Here is a 19222-nt window from a genome sequence, read left to right on the forward strand (position 1 = left end):
AGTATATGTTAGGTTTCAAGCGATCTCTTATCGCAGTGGGAATGAGTCTCGCATTATCGGGGGCTGTTTGGGCAGCTGACGAAGGGGCGACGAAAAAGACAATACCTCTAGAAGAGATTCAAACCTTCGTGGAAACCTTTGAAACCATCAGTGCTGGCTATGTGGAAGAAATGGATGATCAAACCATTTTGAACAAAGCGTTAAAGGGCATGGTGTCTTCTCTTGATCCCCATTCTGAGTTTTTGACTAAAGAAGAAGTGGCCGACTTTGATGAACAAACGTCTGGCAACTACGCGGGTATTGGCGTGCAAGTGGAGATGGTAGAGGGCAAATTAACCGTCGTCGCTCCTATCGATGGCTCCCCAGCTGCAGAAGGGGGAATCAAAGCCGGTGACGTGATCATACGCATCGACAATCAGCTGGTTTCTGGTATGAGCCTGCAAGAAATCGTGACCCTAATGCGAGGCAAAAAGGGGACAACGGTCGTACTGGATGTTGAGCGAGATGACGAAATTACTCAATTCGAGTTAAAGCGTGATGAGATCAAAGACAGCAGTGTCACCACTGAGTGGCTTGGTAACGACATTGCCTACGCTCGTATTAGCCAGTTTTTGGGTAACTCAGCGGAAGAGTTCCGGGATGAAATGGTTGCTCTGCAAAAGCAGCGCCCTATTAAAGGCCTGATTTTAGATTTACGAAATAACCCTGGTGGCGTCCTACAAAGTGCCGTGTCTATTGTAGACAGCTTTATCGATGAGGGATTAATTGTTTATACCGATGGGCGTCACGATTTTTCAAAGTCCGAGTTTAATGCGACCAAAGAAGGCACCCTGCTGCCTAAAGCGCCATTAGTGGTGCTGGTTAACGAGGGCTCGGCATCCGCTTCAGAAGTTGTGGCGGGGGCGATACAAGACCATAAGCGTGGCATGGTAATGGGGATGGAAACCTTTGGGAAAGGCTCTGTTCAGACAGTAGTGCCCTTGTCTAATGGCGCGGCTGTCAAACTCACCACAGCACTGTACTACACGCCAAATGGTCGCTCTATTCAGGCTCAGGGCATCTTACCTGATATGGTGATTCCACAGGCGAAAGTAAGTGTCGAAACAGGACGCTTCTTTATCAAAGAAGCGGAACTCAAAGGGCATTTGGGAAATGGTACCGGTGGAAAAGAACGCACCAGCTCCGATGTGGATAATACGCTTAATGAGCTAGCCACGTCTGATTTCCAATTGTTCCAAGCATTCTCTGTATTACAAAGTGCTCAGCAGTTTATGGCTCGTTAAATGAAATTGAGTGAGACCTTAGGAGTCGTTAAAAAGACTCTGCTTGTTTTTGCCTTGCTGTGGGGATCTTTCGGCTGGGCGTTAGTCGGTGATTCTGATGTGGTGAAAGGGCAAGAGGCGAGCGTGCTTTTTCCTGTGTTGGATCGCTCTAAGCCTGCCCATGATCACCTCTTTCCCATCTTGATGCCGGTAGAAAAGTCGAAACCCGAGTGGCCTCCGCTTTTTAAACAGCCTGATTCCCCAATGTTGGACGATTCCAAAAGCGACATGGCATTGGGGAACATCTCGGCAATGGATTTTCTGCCAGCGCCTCCCAAGATTTCTGTAATCATTGATGATGTGGGCTATAACCGCCGAGGGATGGAGGAAAGCCTTGCTCTGCCGCTCCCAGTGGTGCTGGCCATATTGCCAATGACTCCCTATGCCAATCAAGCGGCAGAAGCGGCTAAAAAGCAGCAACGAGTGACCATCTTGCATGCACCAATGGAAAACCAGCGTGAGTTGAAACTGGGCCCCGGAGGACTATATGTCAACATGGATGAGGCGGCGTTTAAAAAAGTATTGAATGAAGATCTAGATAGCGTGCCTTGGGTTCAAGGGGTCAATAACCACATGGGAAGCTTGTTGACGACCCATAGGGCCTCCATGGAATGGGTAATGGATGTGATGGCGAAGCGGTCTTTGTTCTTTGTGGACAGTTTGACGGACGCTAAGAGTGTGGCTCACGTGGTGGCGTCGGAAAGACAGATCAGGACCGTTACACGGGATGTCTTTTTAGACAATGTGAAAACTCAAAGCGCTATTAATAAGCAGTTCGAAATCTTAATCAAGAAAGCCCACAAATATGGGGCGGCCGTTGCGATTGGTCACCCTTACCCTGAAACCATGCATTACCTTCATGAGCGTCTTGCCCAGCCTTTATCAGTGCAATTGGTCTCGATAAAAGAGCAGTTACATTAGGGTTGATCCACAGCCAGATTTTTTTGATAAAAAACCGTAGTTTTTTGATAGGAATTTGGCTGTCGCTTCCTATATATTAATAATTCTTAAATTCGAATCATTCGTCACCTTGATGACGCTCACCTGGCTATTTTCTCCTCGCACATTTCTGTGCAAATTTAATACTAAAAAGTTTTTTAAGCTATAAAACAAGATAATTCTAGTGCTTTATGCTGCCATTATTGTGCCTTATAGAATGTTTGTTGCGCTTATTTTGTGCACTCCTATTGACCACAGATTGAACAGAGATTATTGTTTGAGCCATATTACGGTGCACATTTCTTAAATTGTTTACGTAATGCTTCCTAAATTTACTCACTTTCATGGGTTGAAATTTTTGGAACGCTTCTTGCTTTTTAATTATAACGATAAAACCAAAACGAGTTAGGAGTTCAGAACATGTCTAAAGCAGTTGTTAGAAAAACGCTTGTTTCATTGGCAGTAGCTGGTGCAGCAACTTTGGCTCAAGCGGATGTAGTAATTGGTGTAGCAGGTCCTCATACTGGTGCGTACGCAGCATTCGGTGAGCAGCTATGGCGTGGTGCTGAGAAGGCTGCCATGGACATCAATGCTAAAGGTGGTATCAATGGCGAAATGATCAAGCTTGTTAAAGCAGATGACGCCTGTGAACCAAAGCAAGCCGTTTCTATTGCTAACCGTCTAGTGGACTCCGACGAAGCTGTCGCGGTTGTCGGCCACTTCTGTTCTTCTTCTTCCATTCCAGCTTCTGCAATCTACGACGAAGCGGGTGTGCTAATGGTCACACCGGCATCTACTAACCCAGCATTGACTGATCGTGGTCTACCAAGTGTCTTCCGCGTATGTGGTCGTGATGACCAGCAAGGTGATGTGGCGGCAAGCTACATCGTGGGTGAGCTAGGTGCGAAACGTGTTGCCATCATTCACGACAAAGATACCTACGGTAAAGGTCTGGCTGATGCCATGAAGGCGACGATGAACGCCTACGGTCTAGATGAAGTGCTATACGAAGGTCTAACCCGTGGTGAGAAAGACTTTAACGCTCTAGTAACTAAGATTCGTTCAGTAGATGCTGACGTGGTTTACTTCGGTGGTTTGCACTCTGAGGCGGGTCCATTGGTTCGCCAAATGCGTGAGCAAGGCTTAACGGCGAAGTTCATTTCTGGTGACGGTATCGTATCTGACGAATTTGTATCGGTTGCTGGTTCTCCAGAATACGTTGATGGCGTATTGATGACATTTGGTGCAGATCCAACCTCTTACCCAGCAGGTAAAGCGGTAGTGGAACAATACCGTGCTGAAGGTATTGAGCCAGAAGGTTATGTCATGTACTCCTACACTGCGATGCAGGTGGTTGCAGCGGCCCTAGAAGCAAGTGATCTTGACCCAATCGCAGCATCTGACTGGTTGCATTCCAACAAAATTGAAACGGTTATGGGAACCAAGCAATTTGACGACAAGGGTGATTTGCTAGTGTCTGACTACGTCATGTACGAGTGGGATGCGAACGGTAAATACTCAATGCTAGACAATTAATACCCTTAGTTGATGAAAAATAGGGAGGCATTATCTCGCCTCCCTTACTCCCCCTGTTTTAAATTCCCCAGAGGTTTTTTTGATGGATATCGTTCTCCAGCAGTTAGTAAACGGCTTAACACTTGGTTCCGTTTACGGGCTCATCGCGATCGGTTACACCATGGTATACGGCATTATTGGGATGATTAACTTCGCCCATGGTGATGTCTACATGGTTTCTAGTTACCTAACGGCTATCGCTATTGCCCTTCTTTCTTTTTTCGGTTTGGAGTCTTTCCCAATCATCATTTTCGGTACGCTGATTTTCACCATTGTGGTGACAGGTGCTTATGGTTGGGTTATTGAACGAGTTGCTTACCGTCCTCTTCGTAACTCTAGCCGCTTAGCTGTATTAATCTCTGCGATTGGTATGTCTCTTATTCTGCAAAACTATGTTCAGATCGCCCAAGGTGCTCGTCAGCAAGGTGTTCCTACCATGCTAACTGGTGCGATTCGTATCGATGTAGGGGATGGTTTTGTTCAGCTGACTTACATGAAGCTGTTTATTTTGTGTGCTGCGTTTTTGGGTATGGGGGTGCTTACCTATATCATTCAGAAAACCAAGCTAGGCCGTATGTGTCGTGCGACACAGCAAGATCGTAAAATGGCGTCCATTCTGGGTATCAACACAGATCGCATCATTTCTTCTGTATTTGTGATCGGTGCTGCCATGGCTGCTCTGGCTGGGGTATTGATTACCCTTGATTACGGTGCATTCGATTTCTATGTGGGATTCATCATTGGTATTAAGGCATTTACCGCAGCGGTATTGGGCGGTATAGGATCTTTGCCGGGCGCTATGCTTGGTGGGGTTATTCTTGGTTTGTCCGAAGCCTTGTTTGCTGGTTTGATTTCGTCTGATTACAAAGACGTTTTCTCTTTCTCTTTGTTGGTGATCATCTTGATCTTCCGTCCAAGTGGCTTGCTTGGTAAACCTGAAGTGGAGAAAGTGTAATGAGCCAACAAACGTCAGGAATTAATATTGGAGCAGCCATTAAAGACACGCTGATTGCAGGTCTTTTGGCGTTGATCGTATTTGGTCCGGTCGTTGGTGTCTTGTTGGATGGTTACGAGTTTAACTTCCAAGGCGCTGATGTGGCATGGATCATTGCTGTGGTCATGGCAGGGCGTTTTGCTGTGTCATTATTTGCTCAATCTGAATTTGGTGCCGCTTTCCTTTATCGCCAGTCCACCAAAGATGATGGGGTTGTGGTCACGGCTCCGGATTACAAGAGCAAGATGCGCTTTATCATCCCTGTAGTGATTGTAGTGGGCTTGTTGGTGCCATTCATTGCCTCTAAGTATGTTTTGACAGTGGTGATCCTAGGTTTGATTTACGTCTTATTGGGGCTAGGTCTAAACATTGTGGTGGGGCTTGCGGGTCTATTGGACTTAGGCTTCGTGGGGTTTTATGCCATTGGTGCTTATGGTTTGGCGCTAGGTTATGAAAATCTAGGGTTAGGCTTTTGGTCTATGTTACCGCTGGCAGCCATCATGGCCGCCATTGCTGGGGCCATACTTGGCTTCCCTGTGTTGCGGATGCATGGTGACTACTTGGCCATTGTAACCTTGGGCTTTGGTGAGATTATCCGTTTGGTATTAACCAACTGGACTGAGTTTACCCATGGTCCAAACGGTGTCTCTGCGCCGCTACCTACCTTGTTTGGTCTTGAGTTTACCCGCCGTTCCCGAGAGGGGACACCATTCCATGAATTCTTCGGTTTGCCTTACGATTCCGCTTACAAATATATCTTTATTTATTTGGTGTTGTTCTTGGTTTGTTTGGCTGTCTTGTACGTTAAGCACCGTTTAACTCGCATGCCTATTGGCCGTGCTTGGGAAGCTTTGCGTGAAGACGAGATTGCATGTCGTTCGTTGGGCTTAAACCACGTACTAGTGAAATTGTCTGCTTTCATGCTAGGTGCTTCTACGGGTGGTCTTGCTGGGGTGTTTTTTGCAACGTACCAAGGGTTTGTTAATCCCTCGTCGTTCACCTTCTTTGAGTCAGCGTTGATTCTAGCGATCGTGGTATTGGGGGGTATGGGCTCGACCGTTGGCGTCGTTATTGCGGCGTTCGTTCTCACCGTTTTGCCTGAAATGCTTCGTGAATTCGCTGATTACCGTGTGTTGATGTTTGGTTGCTTGATGGTAATCATGATGATTTGGAAACCTCGCGGTTTGGTTCGTGTAACGCGAACAGGTTTTGCTACGAGAAAGGGAGCAGTTAAATGAGCCAAGAAAACATTCTAAAAGTAGAAAACTTGGTGATGCACTTTGGTGGTATTAAGGCGTTGAATGACGTGACCTTTGATATCAAGCGCGGCTCTGTTTCTGCTCTTATTGGTCCTAACGGTGCAGGTAAGACAACAGTATTTAACTGTCTTACGGGGTTCTATAAGGCAACTGGCGGTAGCATCATGCTAAATGCTGGGGGGAAAGAGACCAGTGTGGTGAAAGTGTTGGGCCAGAAATTTTCTGGGGCAGATTTTACCTCCCCAGCAAAATTGTATGAGCGTATCAAATACAAGATGTTTGGTGGCTCTCACTTAGTTAACCGTGCGGGCTTGGCGCGTACCTTCCAAAACATCCGCTTATTTAAAGAAATGTCGGTGGTTGAAAACCTGCTAGTGGCCCAGCATATGCGTGCCAATCGCAGCATGATTGCCGGGATTCTTAATACGCCAGGGTTTAAAAAATCTGAAGAAGAGGCCCTTCAGCGAGCTTTTTATTGGCTGGAAGTGGTGCACTTGACTGAGTTTGCTAACCGCTTGGCGGGTGAGTTGTCTTACGGCCAGCAGCGTCGTTTAGAAATTGCTCGTGCTATGTGTACCAATCCTGAGCTTATTTGCTTGGATGAGCCAGCAGCAGGTTTGAACCCTTCTGAGACGGAAGCCCTAGCGGCTATGATTCGAGTCCTTCGAGATGAGCATAATACGACTGTGCTGTTGATCGAGCATGATATGGGGATGGTAATGAATATCTCCGATTACATTGTGGTGTTGGATCATGGGGAAGTGATTGCAAAAGGCGGCCCAGATGATATCAAGTCGAATCCTAAGGTGATCGCGGCATATCTCGGTGCGGAAGAAGGTGAAGAGGTGACACTATGACAACCTTGTTAGAATTTAAGGATGTTGATGTCCACTACGGACCCATCCAAGCCTTGAAAAAGGTCAGTCTTGATGTGAAAGAGGGTGAGATTGCTACCATGATTGGCTCCAATGGTGCGGGTAAATCCACACTATTGATGTCGATTTTTGGACAGCCTCGTATTTCCAGTGGTCAGATCATTTATCGTGGTGAAGACATCTCTGATAAATCGGCTCACTACGTGGCATCCAATGGTTTGGCACAATCGCCAGAAGGTCGTCGTATCTTCCCTGGTATGTCCGTGGAGGAGAACCTGCTAATGGGGACGATTCCAATTGGTATGGAGCACTGTGACGAAGACATGCAGCGTATGTTTGAGTTATTTCCTCGTCTAAAAGAGCGCCGTAACCAACGGGCATCGACCATGTCCGGTGGTGAGCAGCAAATGTTGGCCATTGCGCGTGCTTTGATGAGCCGTCCTAAGTTATTGCTTCTAGATGAGCCAAGCTTAGGTTTGGCGCCTATCATTGTGAAACAGATTTTTAAAATCCTAGAGGATGTGGCCAGTACAGGAATGACCATTTTCTTGGTGGAGCAGAACGCCAACCATGCATTGAAGTTGGCCGATCGAGGTTATGTCATGGTGAACGGAGAGATTCGTCTTACGGGTACCGGTGAAGAACTCTTGGTGAACCCTGAGGTGCGCGAGGCGTATCTGGGTGGTCATTGATCATAATCCATGATTTAGGGTTAAAAAGCCGAGACGTGTCTCGGCTTTTTTGTGCATGGCGTTAGGCTCGGAATTGCTGTCCGGTCATTAAGTCGAGTACCTGTGAAGGCTTGCTTGCTTGGCCTAGGGGTTGATCAAAAATTGCATCAAGTTTATCGCTGAAGTAAGCGATCACTTTCTCTTTAGATATTGCTGGTTCGAGTCCGGCAGGGTTAGCAGAAGTAGAAACAATAGCCCCTTGATAGGCATGACAGAGCGCTTGAACGGGCTCGTGTTGACTGAGTCTGATGGCGACGCTAGGGTGCTGACCGCGAACCCAAGCAGGGGTGATTTGAGTGTCTGGCACAACCCAAGAGGTTGGACGTTCTGTCTTAGCAATAAGACGGGCAAACTGTTCAGCGGGCAACATATATTGCCAAGGTGTTAATTGGCTTTCATGACCCGTAATAAGGATTAGGCCCTTTTCCATTGGGCGAGACTTTAGGGTCAGAATTTGTTGAACTGCTTGCTCGTTAAAGGGGTCACAACCTAATCCCCATACGGCTTCAGTCGGGTAAGCAACTACGCCACCTTGGCGGATAATGTCAGCAATTTCGGAGGCGTTAGAAGAGATAAGCATATTGGGCTCCGTCAAAAAATATCTGCGGAGTGTAATGCTTTGGATGAAAAACGGCCATAGTTGTCTATGGCCGTGATTGAGAAATTAAGACAGTTTCTCGATTTTTTCTTTAAGCTCAGCCACTTTATTAGCAACAACACGCTCAAGATGATCCAATTCTTTGATTAGATCTTCTTTGGTTAGCTTGTCTTCGAACTCTTGGCCAAGTAGGCGGCCAAGTTCGTCTACAGCGCGCAGTACGACCAAAGATGGTTCGCTGACTTCGCGGTATTGTTGTAAGCCGCCATCAGCAAGTACGGTGCGAGTAGCGCGACCGAATTTGAATTTCTTGCTTTTTGGTAGCAATGAGCCTTTTTCACGACGGTAATAGATCTTCAAAACATCGAAACCACCTTCGTAACGCAGGGTGTATTTCTCGATATTTTCAAAACTGTTGATTCCCATCGACTCAAGAGTAGGGTACATGTGAAGGTCCTTGTGTATTTATGCCTAAATCAAAGGGTATTTTTAGGGGATCATTAGGATAAACGCAAGAGATTTTGTATAAAACTTCATCAAATTGCACAAAGCCCAACAGATTCTTCTGTTGGGCTTGCGTTAGGTCAATGGAAATAACGGGAAGGGTTAATCGTCCATATCTGCATTGTCTATGCCGAGCTCTTTGATCTTACGGGTGAGGGTATTGCGTCCCCAACCGAGTAGTAGAGAGGCATCCCGACGACGACCGGCTGTATGGGTGAGGGCGGTTTCGATCATGATGCGTTCAAACTTCGGCACCGCTTGTTCCAAGATGCCTTTTTGGCCGCTTGCTAAGGCACTGTCCACCCAGTTTTTCAGAGCATCTTCCCAAGAACCAAATGGGCGTTCGGATGGTGTGGTGTTCAACAGTTCTGGTGGTAAGTCCTCAATGAGTACTTCGCGGCCAGAAGCCATGACGATCAACCAGCGACAGGTATTTTCAAGCTGACGTACGTTACCAGGCCAATCTAATCGGCTTAGGTAGTTTTCAGTGTCCTTGGTTAGGATCTTTGGTTCTACTGCCAGTTCTTCTGCCGCTCGGCTTAGGAAATGTCGAGCTAATTTCGGGATGTCTTCACGGCGCTCCGCAAGTTTAGGCAAATGAATGCGGATGACATTTAGACGGTGAAATAAATCCTCACGGAAGGAGCCTTTTTCAACCAGACCTTCTAGGTTTTGGTGGGTGGCAGCAATGATACGTACATCTACTTTCACTGGGGTGTGGCCGCCCACGCGGTAGAATTCCCCGTCGGCTAATACTCGTAGCAAACGAGTTTGGGTTTCTGCTGGCATATCACCGATTTCGTCTAGGAAAAGCGTACCGCCATTTGCCTGTTCAAACCGTCCGCGGCGCTGGGTGTTGGCCCCTGTAAATGCGCCTTTTTCGTGACCAAACAGTTCTGACTCGATTAGGTCATGGGGGATGGCTGCCATGTTTAGGGCGATAAAGGGGTTAGCTGCTCGTGGACTATGGCGGTGCAGTGCTTGCGCTACCAGTTCCTTACCAGTACCTGATTCTCCGTTAATTAATACGGTGATATTGGAATTTGCTAAGCGACCGATGGCACGAAAGACTTCTTGCATGGCTGGGGCTTCGCCAATAATTTCTGTCTGTGCAAGGGGTTCAATGTCTTCGGTGGTTGCTTCTGGTTTAGACTTATTGTGGTGCAGGATTGCGCGCTTAATAAGGCTTACGGCTTCTTCCACATCAAAAGGCTTAGGTAGGTATTCGAAGGCACCTCCCTGATAGGACGCCACGGCACTCTCTAAATCTGAATGGGCCGTCATGATGATCACCGGGATATAAGGGTGATCTTCTTGCAATTTGTTGAGCAGAGTGAGGCCGTCCATGCCTGGCATACGAATATCACTGATGATGACAGTAGGTTGCTCTTTGCCGATCATGTTTGCTAGAGCATCGGCAGAGTCAAACAGGCGGCACTGAATGCCTTCTTGCTCGAGGGTTTTCTCTAGTACCCAGCGGATAGACCGATCATCATCTACGATCCAGACAGTTTCTTGTTGTGACATGTGTTCCTCCTAGCCTGCTACCGTTTTTTCGATCGGTATAAGGATATTAAATTCAGTGAGCTGTGGCTGACTTTTGCACTCTATTATTCCGTGGTGTTGGTGGACAACGGATTGCGCAATGGATAGACCAAGGCCTGTACCATCCGCGCGTCCACTTACCATTGGGTAGAAGAGTGTTTTCATAATGTTATCTGGGATACCAGGACCGTTATCCACAATGCTGATACGGCATACCAAGCGGTGACGTTTAGCGCCAATGGTGAATTGACGCAGGGTGCGAGTAGAGACGGTAATGTGCTTATCTTGGTTGTCTTCCTGGTTTAATAGGGCTTGCATAGCGTTACGCATGACATTTAGCACGGCTTGAATAAGCTGGGCTTCGTCACCGACTAAATCAGGAATGCTGGGGTCGTAATCGCGAGTTAAGGTGATTTGGCCTTCTGATTCGACAGAGATCAGTTGGTTAACGCGCTCGGTTACCCGGTGAATATTGAGTGGACGGTATTGGGGCAGTTGTCTTGGCCCCAGTAGACGATCAACAAGATCTCTAAGGCGGTCCGATTCTTCAATGATGACTTGGGTGTAGTCTTTAAGGCCTTCGTCGTTAAATACACGACTGATAAGTTGTGCTGCACCGCGAATGCCACCAAGAGGGTTTTTTATCTCATGGGCCAAACCGCGAATAAGTTCTTTGCTGGTCTGATGGTTGGCGATGAGCTCATCTTCTTGGGATATGCGCTTCATGCGATCTCGAGGATGGAGCTCTATCAGTAAACTATCCGTTAGATTCAGGGCACCCATGACAGGTGTCACGTTGTAATCGCAAAGTACCGTTTTGCCTGTGGTCAGGGTGATTTCCGCTTCACGTTTGGTAAAGGCATGTCCTGATTCTATTGCATTTAATAGGGCTTCACGGCTCTCGTTGTTTTCGAAAAAAGCGGCGGCCAGGTCCTGGCCATAGATTCTACGGCGGCTTACTTCCAGCATCATTTCTGCAGACGGATTAAGGTACTCAATACATAGCTCACGATTGAGCTGTAGTACGGCAGTGGATAAATGGTCTATCAGTAAACTGTACACTTTGAGTGTGCCTCTTTGTTATTTCGCCCGTAAGCTGATGTCTTCCAGGCCGAAGGTATTATGGGGGATCGGCTGGATTTCTATGTATTGCAAAATACGAACCAACATTGGGCGTTTTTAATGCCTTATGTTTTCTATGTTTTATAAGCAGTAAATGGTCTCGCGTGTTCTGTTTTGGTGCAACTATTTTGGGGTGCGTGAAATGGGGGCAAAAAAAAGCCCCAACTGAGGTCGGGGCTTTTCGATTAACTTAAGCGAGTATTAAACGCTGTAGTAAAGTTCGAACTCAACTGGGTGAGTTGTCATGTTTACGCGCTCAACTTCTTCAGACTTAAGAGCGATGTAAGCATCGATCATGTCGTCAGAGAATACGCCACCTTCTGTTAGGAAAGAGCGGTCATCGCTTAGGCACTGAAGCGCTTCTTCAAGGCTACCAGCAACTGTTGGGATCAATTTACCTTCTTCTGGTGGAAGATCGTAAAGGTCTTTGTCAGCAGCATCGCCAGGGTGGATCTTGTTCTTGATACCGTCGATACCAGCCATCAGCATTGCTGCGAAACATAGGTATGGGTTAGCGGTTGGATCCGCGAAACGTGCTTCGATACGCTTGCCTTTAGGAGACGCAACGTATGGGATACGGATAGAAGCTGAACGGTTACGTGCAGAGTAAGCAAGCATAACTGGCGCTTCGAAACCTGGTACAAGACGCTTGTAAGAGTTAGTAGAAGCGTTCGCGAAAGCGTTGATAGCTTTAGCGTGCTTGATGATACCGCCGATGTAGTAAAGGGCCATATCAGATAGACCAGCGTATTTGTCACCTGCGAATTGGTTTTCGCCGTCTTTCCAGAAAGACTGGTGAACGTGCATGCCAGAACCGTTATCACCAACGATCGGCTTAGGCATGAAAGTAGCTGTTTTACCGTATGCGTGAGCAACGTTGTGTACGCAGTACTTCATTACCTGAACTTCGTCAGCTTTCTTAACTAGAGTGTTGAATTTAACACCGATTTCGTTTTGACCAGCAGTCGCAACTTCGTGGTGGTGTACTTCAACTTCTTGGCCCATTGCTTCGATAGCAGAACACATTGCAGTACGGATTTCGTGGTGAGAATCCACTGGTGGTACTGGGAAGTAGCCGCCTTTAACGCGTGGACGGTGGCCTGTGTTGCCGCCTTCGAAAGACTTGTTAGAAGACCAAGCTGCTTCTTCAGAGTTGATTTGAACGCCACAGCCAGACATGTCTGCGTGCCATTTTACGTCGTCAAAGATGAAGAATTCTGGCTCAGGACCGAAGAATGCTGTGTCGCCTAGACCAGTAGACTTAAGGAATTCTTCCGCGCGAAGTGCAACAGAACGTGGGTCACGGTCGTAACCTTGCATTGTTGCAGGCTCGATGATGTTACAACGGATGATAACGGTTGCATCTTCTGTGAAAGGGTCAAGAAGAGAAGTGTCATCTTGTGGCATCATGATCATGTCAGACTCGTTGATACCTTTCCAACCAGCGATAGAAGAACCATCAAACATTTGACCTGTTTCGAAGAATTCTTCGTCTACGCTTGAGGCAGGAATGGTTACGTGCTGTTCTTTACCTTTGAAGTCTGTAAAGCGAAGGTCTGCCCACTTTACGTCGTGTTCAGCAATCAAACTAAGAGTCTTGTTTGACATAATGGTTCTCCAGTGTTGTTTATTCGAAATTGCTTTCGGAACTTATACTGCTTCAATATGAAGCGTAATTGCCGTAATTGAAAGCACAAGCTGTGCCAGAATTTTGGGCGTTGTTAAAAATCTAATAAATTCAAATATTTATATACGCGATTAGTTTTCGGCTTAATAAAACGCACAATAAAAAACCTAGGTAAATAAAAATGCGCTCACTATTGGTGCGCTAATTTGGTGCAGTGGTCCTTATTGGTGCATCTTTTTGGGGTTGGTTTCGTGTGGGATTCCTTTATACTGTGCGCCTTTTAAATCAGACTGTACGAAAAACACACACCTCATGAAATTCATCGTTAAATTTTTCCCTGAAATTACTATCAAAAGCCGCCCAGTCCGCAAGGCCTTTGTCAAACAGCTAAGACACAATATTCGTTTGGTGTTGCGTGAGCATGACGACAACGTGACAGTGGCGGGTAATTGGGACTTCATTGAGGTGTTGTCAGAACGTGATGACCAACGTGATGCCTTCACAGAGTCCTTATCAAACATTGCGGGTATTGCACACTTCCAATATGTGCGTGAGTTTCCCTTAACCGACCTTGATGGCATTGTGGCGGAAGCCGCTGCATCTTACGGTGACGTATTGAAAGATTCGGTGTTTGCGGTGCGTGTGAAACGTGTCGGCAAGCATGACTTCTCTTCAGTGGAAGCTGAGCGTCATGTGGGCGGGTGCCTTAAGGCCCAGTGTGGTGCCCTAGCAGTACGATTGAAAGATCCTGAAGTTTTGGTGCCTATCGATATTCGTGACGACCGTGTCTGGATCATCGAGCAGCGAGTGGAAGGCTTAGGTGGCTACCCTCTCGGTTCACAAGATTCTGTCTTGTCTCTCATTTCAGGTGGTTATGACTCCACGGTGAGTTCTTTCATGACCATGAGTCGTGGATTGAAGACACACTTTTGTTTCTTCAATCTAGGGGGAGATGCTCACGAAATAGGTGTGAAGCAGGTGTCTCACTTCTTGTGGAGCAAGTATGGCTCGAACCTTGGGGTTAAATTCATCACCATTCCATTTGAAGAAGTAGTGGGAGAGATTTTAAATAACGTTGATAACGCCGAAATGGGTGTAGTACTGAAGCGCATGATGTTGCGTGCCGCGTCACAGGTGATGGAAGGTGTCAGTGCGAAGGCTTTGGTGACAGGCGAGAGTATTGCTCAGGTCTCTAGTCAAACCTTGGTGAATTTAAAAGTGATTGATACTGTGACTGATGAGCTGGTATTACGTCCTTTGGTCACTAGCAATAAACAAGAAATCATTGATAAGGCCAAGGAAATCGGTACGGCTCCTTTTGCGGCCAGCATGCCAGAGTTCTGTGGTGTGATTTCTGTGAAGCCAACGACTCGGGCCAAAATGCACCGAGTGGAGCGTGAAGAAGGCAAGTTCGACTTTGATGTGCTGCAACGTGCGGTGGACACCGCGCGTGTTATGTCGATTCAGGATGTTATTAAAGACGTCGATCAGCAGTATCAAGGGGATGTGCCCGTCGTGCGCATGCCTGTTGGTGAGGAAGTGATCGTTGATATTCGCCATCCTGATGAAGCAGAGCGTAAGCCCGTTAAAGTGGCTGGTCGTCCTGTGGTGAATGTGCCTTTCTTTACTTTGGGGACAAAGTGGCCTGAATTGGATCAAGAGAAAGAATACTTACTTTATTGTGGCAAGGGTGTGATGAGCCGTATTCATGCGTCGCATCTTATGTCGAAAGGTTATAAAAACGTTGGGGTGTATTTACCTTAATATTGCGGGGCTCAGTCGATGGTTATTGGCTGAGTCCATGTCATATCCCCTTTTTAATAGCTTAAATGCGCTGATTTTATTTTGCCTTTTTTCGGGAACTTCATAGGAAGTTCATAAATATAAGGGTACAATTGCGCGAATTTTACCCCGAATGATGAATCTAGGCGGCAGTTAGCGTACCGAAGTCCCGCTTGCCGTGTTGCCTCATTCCATGTCGCTAAATGCAGAGAAATTTTAATGTCTATTGATATCAGTAAGTTACGTAACGTCGCCATCATCGCGCACGTTGACCATGGTAAAACAACGCTGGTTGACCAGCTTCTAAGTCAATCAGGTACACTGGACCGTAAAGAAATGGGTTCAGAACGTATCATGGACTCCAACGACCAAGAGAAAGAGCGTGGTATCACCATCCTAGCGAAAAACACCGCTATCAAATGGAATGATTACCGCATCAACATCGTGGACACCCCTGGGCACGCCGATTTCGGTGGTGAAGTAGAGCGTGTAATGTCGATGGTAGACTCTGTTTTGCTATTGGTTGATGCAGTAGACGGCCCGATGCCACAAACTCGTTTTGTAACGTCTAAAGCTTTTGAGCGTGGCCTTAAACCAATTCTTGTTATCAACAAAATTGACCGTCCAGGCTCTCGTCCAGATTGGGTTATGGATCAAGTATTTGATTTGTTTGACTCCCTTGGTGCGACGGAAGAGCAGCTAGACTTCCCTGTGATTTACGCATCGGCACTAAATGGTTTGGCGGGTGATGATCCTGAAGCGCTAGAAGACAGCATGGAACCACTTTACCAAATGATCGTGGACAACGTGCCGGCTCCTGAGGTTGATCCAGAAGCACCGTTCCAAATGCAGGTTTCTGCATTGGATTACGACAGCTACGTAGGGGTTATCGGTATCGGTCGAATCACCCGTGGTACCTTGTCTCCAAACCAACAAGTGATCGTTAAATCACGTGATGGCAAAGAGCGTAAAGGTAAAGTCCTAAATGTTAAGGGCTACCATGGTCTATCCCGTGTGGATACAGACAAAGCGTCTGCAGGTGACATCGTTTGTATTACTGGTATTGATGGTCTGAGTATCTCTGACACGCTATGTAACCCAGATTGCGTTGAAGCATTGCCAGCATTGACGGTTGATGAGCCAACTGTAAGCATGACTTTCATGGTTAATGACTCACCATTCGCTGGTAAAGAAGGTAAATTCGTTACCTCTCGAAACATCAAAGACCGTCTAGACCAAGAGTTGATCCACAACGTGGCACTACGTGTTGTTCAAGGTGATTCACCAGATAAATTCATCGTATCTGGTCGTGGTGAGCTGCACTTGTCTGTATTGATTGAAAACATGCGTCGTGAAGGCTTTGAGCTAGGTGTGTCTCGTCCTGAAGTAGTTCAGAAAGAGATCGATGGCATTATCCAAGAGCCATACGAGCAAGTTGTTATTGACGTTGAAGAGCAGCACCAAGGTTCCATCATGGAAGAGCTTGGTCTACGTAAAGCTGAGCTAACCAACATGGAGCCAGATGGCAAAGGCCGAGTGCGTCTTGAGTTCATCGTGCCTTCTCGTGGTTTGATCGGTTTCCGTGGCTTGTTCCTAACCTTGACGTCTGGTTCTGGTATCATGACAAGTGTCTTCGATCACTATGGTCCAGTGAAAGAAGGTGACATGTCAGGTCGCCAAAATGGCGTATTGATCAGTATGGTGAAAGGTAAAACCTTGTCATACGGTCTGTTTAACCTTCAAGAGCGTGGTCGCCTATTTAAAGGTCACGGTGAAGAAGTATACGAAGGCCAAATCATCGGTATTCACTCTCGTTCAAATGACCTAACGGTTAACCCAACGAAAGCGAAGCAGCTGACCAACGTACGTGCGTCTGGTACAGACGAAGCGTTGACTTTGACGCCACCTATTCGCCACACTCTTGAGCAGGCGTTAGAGTTCATCGAAGATGACGAACTGGTAGAAGTTACGCCAGAAAGCATTCGTCTTCGTAAGAAGCTTTTGACAGAGAACGAACGTAAACGTGCGAGCCGTTAATCTGTAATGAGCAGCAGCAAATAGACCGCAAGGTCTTGAGCGGAATAGAAGCGCCTTAGGGCGCTTTTATTTTGTCTGGTGATTGGAGAGCGGGTAAGGAGAGTTATGAAAGTACTGGTTCAGCGTTCCCTTGCAGCAAGTGTTAAGGTGGACGGAAAGGTAGTGGGTGCCATTGAACATGGGCAAATGGTGCTGGTCGGAATCGAGAAAGGTGATACTGAGGCTGACACCCAGCGCTTGGCAGATAAACTCTTAAAGTACCGAATGTTTAGCGATGAAGACGGTAAGATGAACCTGAATGTCCAGCAGGTCAACGGCGGTGTGTTACTGGTCTCTCAGTTTACCTTAGCTGCAGAGACTAAAAAGGGATTGCGTCCGGGCTTCTCGACGGCAGCCATTCCAGAAGAAGGCGAGCGCCTCTTTAATGACTTTGTCGCCAAGGTTAAGGCTCAATACCCCCATGTGGCAACAGGCCAATTTGGGGCAGACATGAAGGTCGAATTTACCAATGATGGGCCAGTCACCTTTATGTTGGAGTAATAAAAAAGCCAGTCACTGACTGGCTTTTTTTGATATTGCTTCATTCGACATTGCTTAGCTTAAGCTTGGCTTGCTTCGGTTTCTTCTTCGTCTTTTTCAACGGGGACGCTGCGCCCAGCGATTAGACCTATTTCAAACAGTAGCCACATTGGGATGGCAAGCAAGGTTTGAGAAAAAATGTCTGGCGGTGTGATCAACATGCCAATGACAAAACACCCTAGAAACACATAGGGTCGCTTCTTTGATAACGAGGCAACCGTGGTAACCCCTGCTTTGATCAATAGGTAAGTGGCGACTGGAATCTCGAATGTCACACCAAATGCGAAGAACAGCTTCAATACGAAGTTTAAATAGTTGTTGATGTCTGTCATGACTGCTACTTCCCCAGGTCCTACAGAGGTAAAGAAACCAAAGATTAGGGGCAGAACAACAAAGTAAGCGAAGGCCACGCCACAGTAAAACAGCAATACACTGGAAATGAGTAGTGGGATCGCAATGGTTTTTTCTTCTTTATACAGGGCTGGGGCGATAAACGACCAAGCCTGATAAAGGGTATAAGGGATACTGATTAGCACAGATAAAGCAAAGGTCAGCTTTAAGGGAGCCAAGAAGGGCGAGGCGACTTCTGTCGCAATCAAAGAGCTTCCCTCTGGGAGCAGCATACGTAGTGGTTCAGAGATAAACGAATACAGTTCATTGGCAAAGCTGTATAGGCCTGCAAACAGTATCAGAATCACTAAAACGGCTTTGAGTAAGCGGTTTCGCAACTCGATTAGATGAGCAACTAATGGTGCCTGAGAGTGTTCGTCTTGACTCATGAAAACAGTTCCAAATACGCTTATGCGCGAGTTTGAACGTCGTCAGCGGCTTGGCTTGATTGGCTCTTGGTAGCTGCAACGTTTTGCGGAGATGTTGATGATGGTGCTTCGCTGGTCTGTTTCGGTGTTGCAGGGGCTTCCGCTTGTTTTTGGAAGTCTGCTGTCTCGCGCAGGATACGATCGTTGGTTTCTTTGATGGAGCGTTGTAACTCCTCTTGATCCAACTGTGCGTTAATCTCACGCTGAACCGATTGTATGCTTCGGCGAATCTTGCGTACCCAAAGTCCTGCTGTCTTTGCCGCCATAGGTAGGCGTTCAGGCCCTAAAATAATTAGGCCTACGACAAAGACAACCAGTAGTTCAGAAAAGCCAATGTCGAACACAGATTAAGCGCTCTTGTCGTCTTTTTTGGATTCGCCTTCGATGACCTTTGCTTGGCTTTGGCCATCTTTATTCTGCTCTTCGTCGTTATTAACGGCTTCTTTAAAGCCTTTAACTGCGCCGCCAAGATCAGAGCCTAAGCTTTTGAGTTTCTTGGTGCCAAAGATCAATACAAGAATGGCTAAAACGATAAGTAGTTGCCAGATGCTGATGCCGCCCATGTGTGCTACTCCTACTTGGTGCGATTGGCTTTTTCTTCTAAGCCAGATAAGTTAAATCTGCGTGCTAGCTCATCTAGAATATCTTGAGGTTCCAAGTCTAGGTGAGACAGCATGACTAATGTATGGAACCAAAGGTCTGCGGTTTCGTAGATAACGTCTTGTTTGTCTCCAGAGATCACGGCATCTTTCGCTGCGATAATGGTTTCAACGCTTTCTTCTCCCACTTTCTCAAGTATTTTGTTCAGGCCTTTTGCATGGAGGCTAGCAACATAAGATGAGTCAGGGGATGCAGCTTTTCGTTCAGCTAACGTAGTGGCTAATTCAGCCAAAACATCGATTTTCATTATAGTCT

The 19222-nt window shown here is 46.8% G+C and carries 19 protein-coding genes; 10 read left to right on the top strand and 9 right to left on the bottom strand.

What is annotated here, in order from left to right; translation table 11 throughout:
• Window positions 1–5: 5 nt before the first annotated feature.
• From ACZ5DR_RS07560 to ACZ5DR_RS07590, 7 genes are all read left to right on the top strand, one after another.
• A complete protein-coding gene (locus ACZ5DR_RS07560) occupies window positions 6–1283 on the top strand; it encodes a S41 family peptidase (RefSeq protein WP_377366526.1) in 1278 nt (425 codons plus the stop codon).
• Window positions 1284–2243: a divergent polysaccharide deacetylase family protein gene (locus ACZ5DR_RS07565; RefSeq protein WP_377366525.1), complete on the top strand. Its 960-nt coding sequence runs from the start codon at window positions 1284–1286 to the stop codon at window positions 2241–2243.
• A gap of 438 nt (window positions 2244–2681) precedes the next feature.
• On the top strand, window positions 2682–3797 hold the full coding sequence (locus ACZ5DR_RS07570; RefSeq protein ID WP_377366524.1) for a branched-chain amino acid ABC transporter substrate-binding protein: 1116 nt from the start codon (window positions 2682–2684) through the stop codon (window positions 3795–3797).
• An 82-nt stretch (window positions 3798–3879) separates the two neighbouring features.
• On the top strand, window positions 3880–4791 hold the full coding sequence (locus ACZ5DR_RS07575) for an ABC transporter permease subunit (protein WP_377366522.1): 912 nt from the start codon (window positions 3880–3882) through the stop codon (window positions 4789–4791).
• Window positions 4791–6068 (top strand): high-affinity branched-chain amino acid ABC transporter permease LivM, encoded by a 1278-nt coding sequence (gene livM / locus ACZ5DR_RS07580; RefSeq protein ID WP_377366520.1) that lies wholly within the window; start codon window positions 4791–4793, stop codon window positions 6066–6068. The genes ACZ5DR_RS07575 and livM overlap by 1 nt, the downstream gene beginning before the upstream one ends.
• On the top strand, window positions 6065–6946 hold the full coding sequence (locus ACZ5DR_RS07585; protein WP_377366518.1) for an ABC transporter ATP-binding protein: 882 nt from the start codon (window positions 6065–6067) through the stop codon (window positions 6944–6946). The genes livM and ACZ5DR_RS07585 overlap by 4 nt, the downstream gene beginning before the upstream one ends.
• Window positions 6943–7656: an ABC transporter ATP-binding protein gene (locus ACZ5DR_RS07590; protein WP_452600450.1), complete on the top strand. Its 714-nt coding sequence runs from the start codon at window positions 6943–6945 to the stop codon at window positions 7654–7656. The genes ACZ5DR_RS07585 and ACZ5DR_RS07590 overlap by 4 nt, the downstream gene beginning before the upstream one ends.
• Before the next feature lie 61 nt (window positions 7657–7717).
• On the opposite strand, the gene tsaC is transcribed toward ACZ5DR_RS07590, so the two are convergent.
• The 5 genes from tsaC to glnA form a co-directional block, all read right to left on the bottom strand.
• Window positions 7718–8275, bottom strand: coding sequence for an L-threonylcarbamoyladenylate synthase type 1 TsaC (gene tsaC / locus ACZ5DR_RS07595; RefSeq protein ID WP_377366516.1), 558 nt, complete (start codon window positions 8273–8275; stop codon window positions 7718–7720).
• An 84-nt stretch (window positions 8276–8359) separates the two neighbouring features.
• Window positions 8360–8740 (bottom strand): DUF3461 family protein, encoded by a 381-nt coding sequence (locus tag ACZ5DR_RS07600; RefSeq protein ID WP_377366514.1) that lies wholly within the window; start codon window positions 8738–8740, stop codon window positions 8360–8362.
• 159 nt (window positions 8741–8899) lie between these two features.
• The gene (gene ntrC / locus ACZ5DR_RS07605) at window positions 8900–10324 is read right to left on the bottom strand and encodes a nitrogen regulation protein NR(I) (protein WP_377366512.1); all 1425 of its coding nucleotides are present in this window, start codon (window positions 10322–10324) and stop codon (window positions 8900–8902) included.
• Between the two features lie 9 nt (window positions 10325–10333).
• Window positions 10334–11404, bottom strand: a complete 1071-nt coding sequence (gene glnL / locus ACZ5DR_RS07610; RefSeq protein WP_377366510.1) for a nitrogen regulation protein NR(II) — start codon at window positions 11402–11404, stop codon at window positions 10334–10336.
• 261 nt (window positions 11405–11665) lie between these two features.
• A complete protein-coding gene (gene glnA, locus ACZ5DR_RS07615) occupies window positions 11666–13072 on the bottom strand; it encodes a glutamate--ammonia ligase (protein WP_377366509.1) in 1407 nt (468 codons plus the stop codon).
• Between the two features lie 331 nt (window positions 13073–13403).
• On the opposite strand from glnA, the gene thiI reads away from it, so the two are divergent.
• The 3 genes from thiI (at window position 13404) to dtd (ending at window position 17450) form a co-directional block, all read left to right on the top strand.
• On the top strand, window positions 13404–14855 hold the full coding sequence (gene thiI / locus ACZ5DR_RS07620; RefSeq protein WP_377366508.1) for a tRNA uracil 4-sulfurtransferase ThiI: 1452 nt from the start codon (window positions 13404–13406) through the stop codon (window positions 14853–14855).
• A 237-nt stretch (window positions 14856–15092) separates the two neighbouring features.
• Complete coding sequence (gene typA, locus ACZ5DR_RS07625; protein WP_464543892.1) at window positions 15093–16910, top strand: translational GTPase TypA; 1818 nt, start codon at window positions 15093–15095, stop codon at window positions 16908–16910.
• 105 nt (window positions 16911–17015) lie between these two features.
• Window positions 17016–17450: a D-aminoacyl-tRNA deacylase gene (dtd, locus tag ACZ5DR_RS07630; RefSeq protein ID WP_377366507.1), complete on the top strand. Its 435-nt coding sequence runs from the start codon at window positions 17016–17018 to the stop codon at window positions 17448–17450.
• A 59-nt stretch (window positions 17451–17509) separates the two neighbouring features.
• Here dtd and tatC read toward each other — a convergent pair whose 3' ends face one another.
• The 4 genes from tatC to ACZ5DR_RS07650 are packed head-to-tail and all read right to left on the bottom strand — an operon-like array spanning window position 17510 to window position 19214.
• Window positions 17510–18268, bottom strand: coding sequence for a twin-arginine translocase subunit TatC (gene tatC / locus ACZ5DR_RS07635; protein WP_377366506.1), 759 nt, complete (start codon window positions 18266–18268; stop codon window positions 17510–17512).
• A gap of 20 nt (window positions 18269–18288) precedes the next feature.
• Complete coding sequence (tatB, locus tag ACZ5DR_RS07640) at window positions 18289–18651, bottom strand: Sec-independent protein translocase protein TatB (RefSeq protein ID WP_377366505.1); 363 nt, start codon at window positions 18649–18651, stop codon at window positions 18289–18291.
• A gap of 3 nt (window positions 18652–18654) precedes the next feature.
• A complete protein-coding gene (tatA, locus tag ACZ5DR_RS07645; RefSeq protein WP_377366504.1) occupies window positions 18655–18870 on the bottom strand; it encodes a Sec-independent protein translocase subunit TatA in 216 nt (71 codons plus the stop codon).
• A gap of 11 nt (window positions 18871–18881) precedes the next feature.
• Window positions 18882–19214: a phosphoribosyl-ATP diphosphatase gene (locus tag ACZ5DR_RS07650; RefSeq protein WP_377366503.1), complete on the bottom strand. Its 333-nt coding sequence runs from the start codon at window positions 19212–19214 to the stop codon at window positions 18882–18884.
• Between the last annotated feature and the right edge of the window lie 8 nt (window positions 19215–19222).

The sequence above is a fragment of the Marinomonas vaga genome, from assembly GCF_055388305.1.

Bases quoted from the DNA above. Each gene is read 5' to 3' on its own strand.
- ACZ5DR_RS07560 (WP_377366526.1), top strand. From the start codon at position 6: ATGTTAGGTTTCAAGCGATCTCTTATCGCAGTGGGAATGAGTCTCGCA.
- ACZ5DR_RS07565 (WP_377366525.1), top strand. From the start codon at position 1,284: ATGAAATTGAGTGAGACCTTAGGAGTCGTTAAAAAGACTCTGCTTGTT.
- ACZ5DR_RS07570 (WP_377366524.1), top strand. From the start codon at position 2,682: ATGTCTAAAGCAGTTGTTAGAAAAACGCTTGTTTCATTGGCAGTAGCT.
- ACZ5DR_RS07575 (WP_377366522.1), top strand. From the start codon at position 3,880: ATGGATATCGTTCTCCAGCAGTTAGTAAACGGCTTAACACTTGGTTCC.
- livM (WP_377366520.1), top strand. From the start codon at position 4,791: ATGAGCCAACAAACGTCAGGAATTAATATTGGAGCAGCCATTAAAGAC.
- ACZ5DR_RS07585 (WP_377366518.1), top strand. From the start codon at position 6,065: ATGAGCCAAGAAAACATTCTAAAAGTAGAAAACTTGGTGATGCACTTT.
- ACZ5DR_RS07590 (WP_452600450.1), top strand. From the start codon at position 6,943: ATGACAACCTTGTTAGAATTTAAGGATGTTGATGTCCACTACGGACCC.
- tsaC (WP_377366516.1), bottom strand. From the start codon at position 8,275: ATGCTTATCTCTTCTAACGCCTCCGAAATTGCTGACATTATCCGCCAA.
- ACZ5DR_RS07600 (WP_377366514.1), bottom strand. From the start codon at position 8,740: ATGTACCCTACTCTTGAGTCGATGGGAATCAACAGTTTTGAAAATATC.
- ntrC (WP_377366512.1), bottom strand. From the start codon at position 10,324: ATGTCACAACAAGAAACTGTCTGGATCGTAGATGATGATCGGTCTATC.
- glnA (WP_377366509.1), bottom strand. From the start codon at position 13,072: ATGTCAAACAAGACTCTTAGTTTGATTGCTGAACACGACGTAAAGTGG.
- thiI (WP_377366508.1), top strand. From the start codon at position 13,404: ATGAAATTCATCGTTAAATTTTTCCCTGAAATTACTATCAAAAGCCGC.
- typA (WP_464543892.1), top strand. From the start codon at position 15,093: ATGTCTATTGATATCAGTAAGTTACGTAACGTCGCCATCATCGCGCAC.
- dtd (WP_377366507.1), top strand. From the start codon at position 17,016: ATGAAAGTACTGGTTCAGCGTTCCCTTGCAGCAAGTGTTAAGGTGGAC.
- tatC (WP_377366506.1), bottom strand. From the start codon at position 18,268: ATGAGTCAAGACGAACACTCTCAGGCACCATTAGTTGCTCATCTAATC.
- tatA (WP_377366504.1), bottom strand. From the start codon at position 18,870: ATGGGCGGCATCAGCATCTGGCAACTACTTATCGTTTTAGCCATTCTT.
- ACZ5DR_RS07650 (WP_377366503.1), bottom strand. From the start codon at position 19,214: ATGAAAATCGATGTTTTGGCTGAATTAGCCACTACGTTAGCTGAACGA.